The organism is Microcystis sp. LE19-10.1B (assembly GCF_027530565.1).
Lineage (GTDB): Bacteria > Cyanobacteriota > Cyanobacteriia > Cyanobacteriales > Microcystaceae > Microcystis > Microcystis aeruginosa.
In genome coordinates this window covers 1-12,425 of record NZ_JAPZQM010000028.1, presented here as the reverse complement: position 1 = coordinate 12,425, position 12,425 = coordinate 1, and the positions used below count along the sequence as shown (strand labels likewise).

Below are 12,425 nucleotides of genomic sequence, written 5' to 3'. Positions count from 1 at the left end.
GGTTGGTCAGGGTTGACCTATTAGATTCAGTCAGGGGACTGAAGACCTTACTAGGCGGTTATTTCAGGTATTTCAACCTTATTTCATGCCTAAACGTTTCGCACAAATCCGTTGAGTATAGGCTACATATCAGGACAGGCACTCATGCAAAAGGGGAAATAAATAATCAGTTTTTAATAACCGGATTTAGTATTAGACCCATGATTGCAGACATTTTTGAAAATTTTCCTTTTTACGATGGTTTTCCTGAATTGAGATTCTCCCCCCTACTAAAGCAAGGGGGAAAAAAAATCAATTGGCACGCTGTTCAACCAACAGTTGGTAAGCATGATTAAAATCAGCCGTTGTAATGCGAATCTCAGCCGGGTCAGTCATTCCCTGATGGCGATAACGACGAATTGCCATCAGTGCCGCTTGGTTACATAATAACGCTAAATCTGCGCCATTCCAGCCTTCGGTTGCCTCGGCCCAATAGCCTAAATCCACATCCTGTAAAGGACGTTCATCATTATGAACCCCGAGAATTGCTAAACGACTAGAGGCATTCGGTAAATCAACTTTTAACTGTAAATCCAACCGTCCCGCTCGCAATAAGGCTGGATCTAACGCATCTGGGCGATTAGTGGCTCCAATCACTAAAATCGTTGCCCCCGTTTGCAACCCATCCAACTCCGTGAGGATTTGTCCCACAACCCGGTCACTCACTCCTGAATCCCCACTATAACGACCTCTTGCTGGTGCTAAAGTATCAATTTCATCAATAAAAACCACACAAGGTGCTGCCTGACGAGCTTTGGCAAACAACTCACGCACCGCTTGTTCACTCGCACCCACCCATTTACTCAAAAGCTCAGGTCCATTAATACTAATAAAATTAGCTCGCGCCTGAGATGCAACCGCTTTGGCCAATAAGGTTTTTCCCGTTCCGGGGGGACCCCAAAGTAAAATACCTTTGGGAGCTTGGGCTTTGGTTTGCGTATATAATTGAGGATGGAGTAATGCCCCTTCCACGGACTCCTGTAGGGTTTGTTTAATCTGTTCAAGTCCGCCAATATTGTCCCAGTCCACATGGGGAGATTCCACTTCCACAGACCGCAATACCGCCGGTTTAACTTCTTTAAGGGCTTGCAAAAAGTCGGCTTGGACCACCGTCATTGTTTCTGGAATTTGCGAGTCAATCGTAGGAACCTGGCGTCGCAAAGCACTATAGGCCGCTTTCTGGCAAACGGCTTTTAAATCTGACCCGACAAATCCCACCGCATTATCGGCAATCAGAGCTAAGGAAACCGATTCATCTAGGGGCATGGAACGGGTGAGAATATGGAGGATTTCTAAACGACCCGCCCGGTCAGGCACCCGAAAGAGGACTTCTCGGTCAAACCGTCCAGGGCGACGGAGGGCAGGGTCAAGATGGTCGGGACGGTTTGTCGCCGCTAGAACAATCACCCCTCGGCTTTGGGCAAAGCCATCCATTAAACCCAGCAATTGGGCTACCAGTCTTTTTTCTACTTCCCCTTCAACTTTACTGCGGTCGGGTGCCATGCTATCAATTTCGTCAATAAAAACGATACAAGGCGCATTCTTACTGGCTTTCTCAAAAATTCCCCGCAGTTTTTGCTCGGCTTCCCCATAATATTTGCTGATCACCTCTGGTCCGACTAAGGCAATATAGTTAACACCGAGTTCTTCGGCCAAAGCACGGGCGGTCAGGGTTTTACCGGTTCCAGGGGGCCCGACTAAGAGAACGCCGCGAGTGGGTTCAAGTCCTAACTTGGCCAACAAGTCAGGGCGTTTCAGAGGAATGGCAATTAGTTCCTTGAGTTCTTTGATCACTTCCGTCAAGCCACCAACATCTTTCAGAGAAGCTGTGGTCGGTCCTTCGGGCGGTGTCACAGTGTCTTCAACCCCTGAATCAGTGGGAGATGACCGATTGCGATTAACCTCAAAATCATCCCCAGCAGAATTGCTCGGACGAGAAACTCCCCCTGAACGGGGAATACCGCCAGAACGGGGGATGTTACTCAAGGGACGAGAGTTAAACTGCACTTCGGTTTTAATTTCCCCTTTTTCCAGTTTTTCCTCTAAGGTTTTAGCCAGTTCGACTAATTGCTCAAAGCCTTTGAATAGTTCTACCATAAAATTTCTCCTGAGTCAAGTGAAAGATGGGGACTGCAGCAATTCTCATTTTAAGGTTTCATGACATTAAAACCCTGGCACCTAGAGGGGTTAATAATTCTTAACGAGTCTCTAGATCGCTGAAACAACGCAAAATCGTTTCAAAATGAGAATTGCCGTGGGGACTGGGTGATAGATGGGGTTGAGAAGTCCGACTTGAGCAGACTAATTACCTTTAAAATAACAGATCTGCCGCGCCTTTTACCCGGGCTAGAGGTTCTACTGACCGGGGTAAACTGGGTAAGCGGATCAAAGTTTGCTCTGGGAATAAATCCCAATCAATTTCCTCATTAGCATGATAACGATTCTGCACGACATAACGTTGATAGACTCCCATTTTTTTCAAAGATGCTGTCAATCGCAGTTGTTCGGCAACTATAGCATCTTGGGCTTGCAAAACTCCAATAAATTCTGTATGTTGGGGGTCTTTTAGTTTTTTCTGGGCAGACATCACTTGTTGTCTTAAGGTTCGCAATCGTCCCATTAAATCTACACGCCCTAAGACATTTTGATACTTCATCCAAAGCTTAAAAATCCAACTTAACCAATCTCCTAAAGCCGTTGGCATTTCCAAAAATCGCAGGAGATGACCGGTAGGAGCCGTATCTAAAATAATCAAATCTTGTTGTTTCTGGTCTAATAAATCCATCACTGTTACTAGGGATAACATTTCATCAATTCCTGGCAGAGATTGAGCTACAATTTGTCGCCAAGCTTCCGGAGTATAAGCTAGTTTGATGTTTCCTTCTTCCTTACCTTCACCACTAATCATTTCTGCCAGTTCCCATAAATAATCATCTCGAAATTTTTCTAAAATGATATTAGCATCAACTTCTTGACCACTTAAATTAGCAGTTAATTGTGTGGATTGATGTCCTAACTTTGTCCCAAAGGCATCTCCCAAAGAATGCGCTGGATCAATAGAAATAATTCTAATTTTTTGATCGGGATGACGATTAGCTAACGCCCAACCAATGGCCGCAGCAACGGTGGTTTTTCCCACTCCCCCCTTGCCACCAATGATAATGAGTTGGCGTTTGTCGTCAATAAAATCACTAAAACTCGGCAGAATTTTTTGCGGCCATTGAATAGTAGGCGGGGGAGTAAATTCTACTTTTTCGATGATTTTAATTTGACTCATGATCTGATCTAATGCTTCACCTCCTAGGGGTTCTTTTGATTGTTGGGGCAGGGTGAAAATTGTCTCTTGACCTGGAATTTTTAGGAATTTATCCAGGAGTTGCTGTTGCTCACTATAGCGATCTAAATTTTGATTAGGATCCGTTAGAATGCGATTAATAAATAAGCTGCCGCAGGGAATATTTAAGTGATGCAAACTATTGAGTAATCGTTCGGTTTCTAATAAACTCATCGGTTCGGCAATTGCCACAATTAAACAAAGGGTAAAATCCCGATCTTGTAGGATTCGTTTGCCTTCGGTTAATTCTGCTTGTGTTTTGACTAAAAAGTCATCCACATCATCGGCATTGTAGGTTTTTGAAAAAGTTTGCGAAATAACACGATGTTTTTCTTGAAACAACTCTAAAGAATTTAAAATAATCTCTAAAAAGTCTTTAATTCCCAATAAATTCAAGGTATGACCAGAGGGAGCCATATCAACAACAATTCGATCTACAACATTGTCAATAAGTAATCGTTGAATTTCTAATAGACCCATAATTTCATCTAAACCTGGCCAGTCTAAATCCCAAACAGGAGTTAAATCTTCTCCTTCAACAAAACTGCCCCGTTCTACTAAAAGTTCTAAAAATTTTCCGTATTTTTCTTTAAATTCTAAGAGCAATTTTTCCGCATCTAATGCCCTAACTTTTAAGTTGGGTAAGTCTTTTACAGGTGATGCTTGATCGCTAACTTCTGTTTGCAATACATCCCCTAAAGAATGAGCAGGATCGGTTGAGATTAACAGGATTTGTTCCTCGGGAAATAATTTAGCCCAACGGCGAGCAAATCCACAGGAAAGGGTGGTTTTTCCCACTCCTCCTTTGCCACTAAACATAACTAAATGTCGAGTGTCATAACGACTTAGAGAGTTATTTACCAAGTTAAAGTTAGTCATAGAGAAATCAAGTTAAGTAAAGTGATAGGGGGGAGAAACTTGTCCTAATTGTAATTCCCAACGGGGGCAGGCTTTCTGCCAATGCAAGACTTGCTCGATTAGTAAAGGTTCTTCTTGAAGATTAACTAAAAGATAAATTCGTGATTCTGTCCCCGGAGCAGTAATAATCCTCGTTGATGGATAGCTTTGGGTGATTAAATTCACGAGATTTTGCCATTCTGAACCTTGCAAAGTATAAAAATCTTGTTGGGCTTCATAAAGCTGTTTTTTGGCTAAAAAATATTGTCTGCCCTTGCTTTCAGAAGAGAGTACAGGCTCCTCTGGCTTACGGGGAATACATTTTAAAAGATATTCTCCTTTTCCCTCAAGTTCTTCAATTTTTTCTTGATATTCTTGGCCATGAGAACAAAGATGAGTCAGTAAATTTTCTGTCTCTAAAAAAGATGTGCCAAAACGTAAGGGTAAAATAGTGGTTTGTTGAAATAATTCACAGATGACTCGATCATGACATAAAACCGATTGAATCAAGCGTTCATCATCATTTTGTAAAGTGTCTAAACCAACTTCGGGTTCGACTACGGCCGATAGCTCTCCACCAGTTATCAGTAACAATGGGTTAGCCATTCCAACGGGTAATTTTAGGCTTTCTATGGGGGTTTTCAAAAAAGCGTAAGTATATAGATTGTACAATTTCATAGGGTTGACCGAAAGAAAATTGACGATTTTTTACAAGTTTTTATATTGGGGCGTTGATATGCTAGAATATTCTAAGTTATTCAGGGATTGTTATGACAACCACTCGTCCACCCAGACCAATTAGATCTAAAATTAGCACCATGCCTCGGAAACAATCTGAAGCAGATCACCAACTTGAGCTTTATAAGTTAATTACTGAAAAACAACGTATCCAAGAAAAATTAGAAATGATGGAGCGGCAGATTCAGCAATTAAAAAATCGTCTCACGTTTGTGACAGAGCAAATTGAGACTACAGAACAAAGTATTCAAAATTTGCGTACAGCCAACCCTCCTAGTGTAGCTAAAAAACCTGATTCCCCCAAAACTGTTGCTCACTCCTCTAATAATTCCAGTAATTTCCAAACTTTTTACCTAGAATATTAAGGCTTAACCAAGGGCTAGTTCTGACCAAGCTTCAACGAGTTCTTGAGCTTGTCAAATCCGCCCTTACTAAGCTTACAATTTGTGATTTTGTTCATGATCTATGTGGTGGGAAAGATTGCAAGTTTAGAGAGAAGATTCAGATTCGTTTTCTGCCTCTTCTTCTTCTAAGGTTTGAATTTTTAATAAAAGTTCTTCTTCCTGAATTTCAAACTCCTCCTCAGAAATGTTGCCCATATCGTAAGATAGTTGTAAGGATAATAACAATTTGTGCAAATTTTCCGCCTCATCATATTCTATATCTGCACGCTCTTGAATTTTCTCCCCAATCCAGATCAGACCCCCAATAGGACCGGTAACAGGAAGAAATAAAAGATCGAGAAACATAACTAATACTCTCCTTAGACAAGTTGGGCAAAGGTATAGGGTGCGGTTAAATTGTTATAGCGAATTCTTAGGCGATCACCAAACTGCTGATCGATCGCTTCAACGTTTTGGCTAAATTCCGGCTCTTGCTCCCAGGGAATTAAATAAGCTGCATTGTAAATCATGTCATCCGTCATCGGATCGCTTTCAATCACCTCTTGGGCGCGATGATTTAATTGGTCTCTAAAGACTTGAATAATGTCTTGTTTCCGTTGCAATACAGTGGCTTCAATGAGTTGACCTATATGAATAATTTCTTCCATATTTAAGTTTTTCCCCATCATCGCATCCCGTTCTTGCTTTAACTTCGGATTAGACTCCAAAGCCGCTTGTAATTCCCACTGATTATCCCAAAAAATCTTAATGCTAACCTCTCGTTGGCCTGACAGTTTAGCAAATAATTCTTTCAGTTGGGTTTTATAGGGACTAATTAATTGTTCGGTGACGGATTCCCAGGTTTTGATAACTAAGCCAAACCGCAGGGGCAACAACGTTGTAAACCCTGCTTCCATGACAGTTTCTAATACTTTTTCATGGCAAATTAAATAGCGACGGGATGCCAAATACTTCTCTTTATGAGCAGCGGAGTAGAGAAAACTAAAACCCTCAATCATCTCACTGTGAACTGGCTCATTATCAATCCCTTGCAAAACGAGTCCGTCAGGAACTGGTTCGGGAAATATTCCATATAAATAAAGACCCACTGTCATCAGTATTCTCCCAAATTAAACCGGCTGAGAAGTTAAAACCAAACGAAGCTTTAGATGAATTAAATCTAGTTGAGCTAAACCCAGATCAACATTTCCTTCCACAACAACCCCTGTATTGAGGAGTCGATCCACTAATTCTAACACAGAAGGCTTAATACCCTCCTCTCCCGGGTAATAACTCCCTGCTTCCGGTAAAAGAGTTCCAAACTCTCCTAGGTGGACATTTAACTCTTCTGGCTCAACCTCAAAAATTTCACACAAATAGAGAATTTGTTCTTGCAATTTTTGGATACTTTCTGCGGCTCTATCTAAATCAGACTCACTGAGAACCCCTTTTTCCATCCGGCGAATGATTTGGGCTTCGAGCAATTGGCGTACCAGTTCCACGACAGTTAACAGTAAAGGGGCTAAACCAGCTTGGCTATTACTTTCTGGACGGGTCAGCAAGGCTTGATTATCAGAATCGTAAGGTGTGCAAGCAAGTGTCATGGTTGGAGTTGGTAAATGAGCAGTTTTTGACGGTGAGTCTCTAGTGGGAGGCTTGGCCAAGAAATTTTATCTGAGGGAAAAAATGATGTAATTAAACAATTTCAACCTTCCCCTGCCCTGTGAAGATTCCAGGGACGAATTTCTCCGACAGGAGGAATGTGCTTGATTATTTTAACTGGTATCATGGCCCTCGATTGCCCCCGATTAGGGTAGGGATTTTAAGGCTTAAAGTTTAGCTGCCGGGGTTTCTGTTAATAAGGCTTGGGATTGGCTATAGAGATAGGAGTCGCTTGCCCACCCATTAATTGCCATCTCCCTTGCTCTATCAACAGAGGCAATCGTTAACTGCTGTAAACTTCTTGACCGTTTGAGGATTCAATTGAGGAATTTCAATATATATGAGGAATGTGATTGATCGTTGGGACTGCCATCACGTCTCTCCACTACACTCCATTTGGTTAAGGATTTTAAGGTTTGAAGTCGGCGTGAAAGTTCCAGGTTTTCTGCGAATAAAGCTTGGCCTTGGCTAGGGAGGTAGGGATAACCTTGCAAGCTGTTAATCGCAGTTTCCCTGGCCTTATCCAGGGGGGCAATCGTCTCGTGTAAATTTCCTAACCTTTGAGGATTCAGGTGAGGAATTTCACGCATCTGAGGAATGTGCTTCATCGTTCGGACTGGTATCATGGCTCTCTATTGCACTCAATTGGCTTAAGGATTTTAGGGTTTCAAGCTCAGTTTCCAGGGTTTGGAGTCGGAGCGAAAGTTCCCGATTTTCTGCTAGTAAAGCTTGGGATTGGCTATGGAGGTAGGGGTCTCCTTCCCACCAGTTGATCCCCATTTCCCTGGCTTTATCAACAGAGGCAATTAACAAACGAATGCGGATATTTATAAGTTCAGTGGAGGCGATCGAAACGGAAATATCGCCGGCAATCACAATTCCTTTATCTAAAACTCGTTCGAGTATATCCGCTAAACTCGAACCTTGAGTTGCTGTTTTTAGGGAGTTGTTTGACTGGTTTTTGAGCGAGCCAGCAAAAGTGGAAGAAGTCACGGTTGGTTTCACTCAATAAGAGTATAAAATTAGTCTTTTCGCTGGGGCAAGTTGCCTCGCAGTAAAGATTGAATGGCTTTTAACGACTGATTTCCTGTCGAAGGCTCAGGAGTTGACGCTTGGGCATCGGAAGGCTCCTCTTCCTCTAGAAAGGATAAGGATTCTAACGGATTGTCCTCGAGGATTTCCCATAAAATCGCTCTTGACTTATCAACAGATAAATTTGTGCGTGACAAAAGAACATCGGCGCAGATATCACGGAAGTCCGAGTCAGCGGAGTTGGCCGCAATATCGTGAGAGGCGCAGACTTTAGCAATCATTAAACAGGAGCGCAAACCCGACGTTTTTTCAGTCGCAGTTTTCACACGAAAGGTTTTGACGAGGTTGACAATAAATAAAGCATCTTCTCGACCAATCCCCGTTTTTTGAGCAAGAATTTCTGTCTGAGTTAGTTGGTCTGGTTCAGGCATATTGATAGTTACCAACCGATCCATTAAAGCATCTTGGGTGGCATGAACCCCACAGTATTCTTCTGGGTTGGAGGTGAAAATTGCCCGAAACTGAGAATTGACTTGTAGGTAATCGGGTTGATGGCTAGTGGGCGGCAGGGTGAGAATTTTTTCTTCCAAGGCAGAGAGTAAAACGTTGTTGACCTCAGGTCGAGAACGATTGAACTCATCATAAACTAGGGTAAACCCCTCGCGACAGGCCATTGTTAAGCGAGAATCCACCCAATTGTGTTTTAGCTCGTCTTCAACTTTGAGAACGCTGTGGATATAGTTATCCATCAGTTTTTTATGGGTGTAGCCAGACTGACTACCAATTAAATCGGAACTGGTAAAGTCATCATCGCCAAAGATTAGCATCACAGGTCTGGCTAAACAATTGGCCAAGTGCATTGCCAAGGTGGTTTTTCCCGTTCCTGCTGGGCCACATAGATGAATGGAAAAACCAGAGTTTAGATAACGTAAGGCGCGGGTGGCAATTTGATCAATCGAAGGCGTAACAACAAATTGACCGGGGCGGAGGCTGAGGACGGCTCTTCTTGTTTGAGTTTCAGTAACTGTCATAGTTGAAATCTAGTAAATACCATTGATAATCCCCGCCTGAAGCGTACGGGTATTCTTGAGCTAACAACTGCTGGTTCAGGTTTCCCCTTAATAACCGAGTAGGCGAGGACGCTTGTGTTACCCGAATTTTACGGCAAGTTTAATCGTCTTTGGCTTTTAAGGCTTACCTCATAATAATATCACAAAAAATTAGGAACTGTCATCAATTAGATCTAGAACCTTGATTCTGAAGGTATTTCAGGATATTCATTAGTCAAGGGAATAAAATTCTTGTCTAGATTACTTTTCAAGACTTAAACAATGACAAGCCCAGATGCAGTCCTTTTCCCTTACCTCCTTTGTCAATAAAAGACTAATAATGACAACATTAGCTATAAACTAAGTGAAGTTTTATAATACTTCTTAATTTACCAGAGCCCTAGAGCAGCCTGAAGAGGAACCCACCAATCCTACGTTGAGTCTAGAAACTTGAAAAGGCAGGACTGGCTAGGTTTAAAACCAAAGGCTTATTGTTGTATTTTCAGATAGTCCTCTAGTTTAGCCAGGAAAAGGGACTAGAGGGTTTTTACTCTAGCCCTAGGCTTAAGTGGGTTGTAATTAACCTAGAGATTTATTTGCCAAAAACGTAGATAGACAACTCTTGACGAAATTGACGCAAATCGTCTTTTAGCTGTTTCGCTTCCGCTAAACGTCGTTCTTGAAATTGACTCAAATCATCCTTCACCTGTTTAGCTCGATCTAGATGAAGTTGGCGTAAGTCGTCCTCTAGCTGTTTCGCTGCCGCTAAACGCTGTTCTTGGAATTGACTTAAATCCTCTTTCAGCTGTTTAGCTCGATCTAGATGCTGTTGACGTAAGTCGTTTGCCAACTGTTTCGCTTCAGCTAAACGTTGTTCTTGGAATTGACTTAAATCGTCCTTTAGCTGTTTGGCTCGATCTAGACGCTGTTGCCGTAAGTCGTTGTCTAGCTGTTTCGCTGCCGCTAAACGTTGTTCTTGAAATTGACGTAAATCCTCTTTTTGCTTTTCCGCTTGAGCTAAACGCTGTTTTTGGGTAGCTGTTAAAAACAAGTGGCTTTCCTGTTGAACTTTTTGGAAAGACTGACGCAAGGCAGTTGCCTGTTCTTGCGCTTGTTTTTGTCTTTCAGTTTTAACATCCGACAAAAAAGCTTGGACTTCTTGCGAGAGTTTAGCTACCTCTCCAGCAATCGATAAACGCTCCTGGCGGAACTGTTCCATGAGAGCAGGCATGGGGTTGTCCTCAATTACTAAATACTATGGAATGGATTAGACCCAATCACCCGCTAGGAAAACCTTCACGGGGACTGGGGGGAGAGACAGTAGAGTCCGACTTTTCTTATCACCCCAAAGTTGAGATAGTGAACTACCCTATCAATTATAGACTATTGCGCCCCAAGAGAGGGGTAACTAAACTCAATAGGGATTAAAGAAAAGCCGAGAATCTAGAAAACCTGGTCGGGTTTTAACTGAGCAGATAGGAGAATCTGGGATCAATCCCTAAGCAGGAACCGCCGCCGATTGAGTCAGACCAACTGCTTCAGCATATTTGAGGTAGGTTTCAACCGAAGCGATGACTACACGAGCTTCAATTGCTAATAATTCGATTCCGACGAGAGATACGCGAGCCCAAGCATCAATAACGATACCTTTGTCAAGGATGCGATCAATAACTTCAGCTAAGCTAGAGGAAGAGTTGGTTTTTTCGACTGCCATGGTAATAGACCTTTTTGTTAGTTGTATAGAGAGTGTACAGTGCTGATCCAAAAGTTGAGATAGGGAGCTACCCCATCTCAAGGGGCGTGGCCTCACTACCTAAAGAATGGCTTTCCATTGCGCTATTGCGAAAAATAGAGAGGCTCACATTCTGGCGATAGGCGGTAAACCTAGCTACAAGGGTCAAAATCACGGTCACAAAAATAATTTGTCTGAGTCTAGCTTTGTTCTAGCTATCCGTTGCCGTGCCAACCCTATTAACATAGACTATTGCGCCCCAAGAGAGGGGTAACTGAACTCAATAGAAATTAAAGAAAACCCAAGAACCTGCAAAACCCGGTCGGGTTTTAACTGAGAAGATGGGAGAATCTGGGAGCAATCCTTAAGCAGGAACCGCCGCAGATTGGGTCAGACCAACTGCTTCAGCATATTTGAGGTAGGTTTCAACAGAAGCGATAACTACACGAGCTTCAATCGCTAATAATTCGATTCCGACGAGAGATACGCGAGCCCAAGCATCAATAACGATACCTTTGTCAAGGATACGATCGATAACTTCAGCCAAGCTAGAGGAAGAGTTAGTTTTTTCAACTGCCATGGTAGTAGACCTTTTTGTTTGTATAGAGAGTGTACAGCGCTGATCCAAAAGTTGAGATGGCGAACTACCCAAGACCAAGGGGCGCAGCTTCCTACCCAAATAATTGCTTTCTATTCCGAAAAATAGTGAGTCTCACACTCTGGTGATTGGGGGTAAACCTAGCTACAAGGGACAAAATCACGGTTACAAAAACAATTTGTCTGCGTCTAGCTTTGTCTTCGCTATCCGTTGCCGTGCCGACCCTATAAATTATAGACTATTGCGCCCCAAGACAGGGGTAACTAAACTCAACAGGGATTAAAGAAAAGCCGAGAATCTGGAAAAACCACTAGGGTTTTAACTCAGCCGATGGGAGAATCTGGGTTCAGTCCTTAAGCAGGAACCGCCGCAGATTGAGTCAGACCAACGGCTTCAGCATATTTGAGGTAGGTTTCAACCGAAGCGATAACTACACGAGCTTCAATCGCTAATAATTCGATTCCCACCAGAGAGACGCGAGCCCAGGCATCAATAACGATACCTTTGTCAAGGATACGATCAATAACTTCAGCCAAGCTAGAGGAAGAGTTAGTTTTTTCAACTGCCATGGTAATAGACCTTTTTGTTGTTTTCATAGAAGGTGTACAGTGCTGAAATCATGGAGGATCCAGAAATCCATTTTGTTTTTCTGCCTTCATCACTTCCGCAATTTTAAAGATAACACCTTGTTTTGTTGTTGTCAATACCTAATTTCGATTTTTTTTGTTAAGAAGTGTGTAGGGATTTCTCATTTTTTTTGTTAAGAAGTGTGTAGGGATTTCTCAGATAAGTCGGATACATTAGACCTATTGCATAATTTTGGTTCTTCGTTACTTGGTATGGTTCGATAGGGGGCATAAATCGACTAAATCCTTATCTGGCAAGAGACTTAATTGATTAGTTCGCTCTAGAGCAAAAACAATTGACAAAAATCGCTAAATGCCTTTCTCTATAAGGGTTC

General features: G+C 42.4%; 14 protein-coding genes and 2 pseudogenes. 2 read left to right on the top strand and 14 right to left on the bottom strand.

Translation table 11 applies throughout. The annotated features are described in order from the left end of the window. A pseudogene (locus tag O9332_RS01085) lies at positions 1 to 335 on the top strand (hypothetical protein); the annotation flags it as partial. Here O9332_RS01085 and O9332_RS01080 read toward each other — a convergent pair. The 3 genes from O9332_RS01080 to O9332_RS01070 form a co-directional block, all read right to left on the bottom strand. Further along, positions 292 to 2,136 carry an AAA family ATPase gene (locus O9332_RS01080; protein ID WP_288023308.1) on the bottom strand — a complete coding sequence of 615 codons (1,845 nt, stop codon included), beginning with the start codon at positions 2,134 to 2,136 and terminating at the stop codon, positions 292 to 294. The pseudogene O9332_RS01085 and the gene O9332_RS01080 sit on opposite strands and share 44 nt — an antisense overlap. A 214-nt stretch (positions 2,137 to 2,350) precedes the next feature. Continuing rightward, complete coding sequence (locus O9332_RS01075; protein ID WP_288023306.1) at positions 2,351 to 4,252, bottom strand: ArsA family ATPase; 1,902 nt, start codon at positions 4,250 to 4,252, stop codon at positions 2,351 to 2,353. Between the two features lie 12 nt (positions 4,253 to 4,264). Beyond that, complete coding sequence (locus O9332_RS01070) at positions 4,265 to 4,948, bottom strand: GvpL/GvpF family gas vesicle protein (protein ID WP_002758519.1); 684 nt, start codon at positions 4,946 to 4,948, stop codon at positions 4,265 to 4,267. 92 nt (positions 4,949 to 5,040) lie between these two features. Here O9332_RS01070 and O9332_RS01065 point away from each other — a divergent pair, with 92 nt between their 5' ends. Then, positions 5,041 to 5,373, top strand: coding sequence for a gas vesicle protein (locus O9332_RS01065; RefSeq protein ID WP_002758520.1), 333 nt, complete (start codon positions 5,041 to 5,043; stop codon positions 5,371 to 5,373). Positions 5,374 to 5,496: 123 nt separating this feature from the next. Here the strand turns inward: O9332_RS01065 and O9332_RS01060 are convergent, their stop codons facing one another. The 11 genes and pseudogenes from O9332_RS01060 to O9332_RS27890 form a co-directional block, all read right to left on the bottom strand. Further along, positions 5,497 to 5,757, bottom strand: a complete 261-nt coding sequence (locus O9332_RS01060) for a gas vesicle protein GvpG (RefSeq protein ID WP_002758521.1) — start codon at positions 5,755 to 5,757, stop codon at positions 5,497 to 5,499. Between the two features lie 14 nt (positions 5,758 to 5,771). Then, on the bottom strand, positions 5,772 to 6,506 hold the full coding sequence (gene gvpF, locus O9332_RS01055) for a gas vesicle protein GvpF (protein WP_002796984.1): 735 nt from the start codon (positions 6,504 to 6,506) through the stop codon (positions 5,772 to 5,774). A 15-nt stretch (positions 6,507 to 6,521) separates the two neighbouring features. Then, a complete protein-coding gene (locus O9332_RS01050) occupies positions 6,522 to 6,995 on the bottom strand; it encodes a gas vesicle protein K (RefSeq protein ID WP_002758523.1) in 474 nt (157 codons plus the stop codon). A 375-nt stretch (positions 6,996 to 7,370) separates the two neighbouring features. Continuing rightward, positions 7,371 to 7,679, bottom strand: coding sequence for a hypothetical protein (locus O9332_RS27895; RefSeq protein ID WP_002773813.1), 309 nt, complete (start codon positions 7,677 to 7,679; stop codon positions 7,371 to 7,373). Continuing rightward, positions 7,636 to 8,046, bottom strand: a complete 411-nt coding sequence (locus O9332_RS01045) for a gas vesicle protein (protein ID WP_288023303.1) — start codon at positions 8,044 to 8,046, stop codon at positions 7,636 to 7,638. Before O9332_RS01045 ends, O9332_RS27895 begins: the two co-directional genes overlap by 44 nt. A 29-nt stretch (positions 8,047 to 8,075) precedes the next feature. Further along, the gene (gene gvpN / locus O9332_RS01040) at positions 8,076 to 9,116 is read right to left on the bottom strand and encodes a gas vesicle protein GvpN (RefSeq protein ID WP_002758527.1); all 1,041 of its coding nucleotides are present in this window, start codon (positions 9,114 to 9,116) and stop codon (positions 8,076 to 8,078) included. Positions 9,117 to 9,726: 610 nt separating this feature from the next. Then, complete coding sequence (gene gvpC, locus O9332_RS01035) at positions 9,727 to 10,365, bottom strand: gas vesicle protein GvpC (protein WP_002758529.1); 639 nt, start codon at positions 10,363 to 10,365, stop codon at positions 9,727 to 9,729. A 267-nt stretch (positions 10,366 to 10,632) separates the two neighbouring features. Next, positions 10,633 to 10,848: a gas vesicle structural protein GvpA gene (gvpA, locus tag O9332_RS01030; RefSeq protein WP_002735503.1), complete on the bottom strand. Its 216-nt coding sequence runs from the start codon at positions 10,846 to 10,848 to the stop codon at positions 10,633 to 10,635. Between the two features lie 382 nt (positions 10,849 to 11,230). After that, entirely contained in the window at positions 11,231 to 11,446 is a 216-nt protein-coding gene (gvpA, locus tag O9332_RS01025; RefSeq protein ID WP_002735503.1) for a gas vesicle structural protein GvpA, read from the bottom strand. 371 nt (positions 11,447 to 11,817) lie between these two features. Beyond that, positions 11,818 to 12,033: a gas vesicle structural protein GvpA gene (gvpA, locus tag O9332_RS01020; RefSeq protein WP_002735503.1), complete on the bottom strand. Its 216-nt coding sequence runs from the start codon at positions 12,031 to 12,033 to the stop codon at positions 11,818 to 11,820. A gap of 157 nt (positions 12,034 to 12,190) precedes the next feature. Further along, positions 12,191 to 12,425: pseudogene (locus O9332_RS27890) on the bottom strand (hypothetical protein); the annotation flags it as partial.

Coding starts and splice junctions, on each gene's coding strand:
- O9332_RS27895 (WP_002773813.1), bottom strand. CDS start 7,679: ATGATACCAGTCCGAACGATGAAGCACATTCCTCAGATGCGTGAAATT.
- gvpF (WP_002796984.1), bottom strand. CDS start 6,506: ATGACAGTGGGTCTTTATTTATATGGAATATTTCCCGAACCAGTTCCT.
- O9332_RS01065 (WP_002758520.1), top strand. CDS start 5,041: ATGACAACCACTCGTCCACCCAGACCAATTAGATCTAAAATTAGCACC.
- O9332_RS01060 (WP_002758521.1), bottom strand. CDS start 5,757: ATGTTTCTCGATCTTTTATTTCTTCCTGTTACCGGTCCTATTGGGGGT.
- gvpN (WP_002758527.1), bottom strand. CDS start 9,116: ATGACAGTTACTGAAACTCAAACAAGAAGAGCCGTCCTCAGCCTCCGC.
- O9332_RS01050 (WP_002758523.1), bottom strand. CDS start 6,995: ATGACACTTGCTTGCACACCTTACGATTCTGATAATCAAGCCTTGCTG.
- gvpA (WP_002735503.1), bottom strand. CDS start 10,848: ATGGCAGTCGAAAAAACCAACTCTTCCTCTAGCTTAGCTGAAGTTATT.
- gvpC (WP_002758529.1), bottom strand. CDS start 10,365: ATGCCTGCTCTCATGGAACAGTTCCGCCAGGAGCGTTTATCGATTGCT.
- gvpA (WP_002735503.1), bottom strand. CDS start 11,446: ATGGCAGTTGAAAAAACTAACTCTTCCTCTAGCTTGGCTGAAGTTATC.
- O9332_RS01070 (WP_002758519.1), bottom strand. CDS start 4,948: ATGAAATTGTACAATCTATATACTTACGCTTTTTTGAAAACCCCCATA.
- O9332_RS01075 (WP_288023306.1), bottom strand. CDS start 4,252: ATGACTAACTTTAACTTGGTAAATAACTCTCTAAGTCGTTATGACACT.
- O9332_RS01080 (WP_288023308.1), bottom strand. CDS start 2,136: ATGGTAGAACTATTCAAAGGCTTTGAGCAATTAGTCGAACTGGCTAAA.
- gvpA (WP_002735503.1), bottom strand. CDS start 12,033: ATGGCAGTTGAAAAAACTAACTCTTCCTCTAGCTTGGCTGAAGTTATT.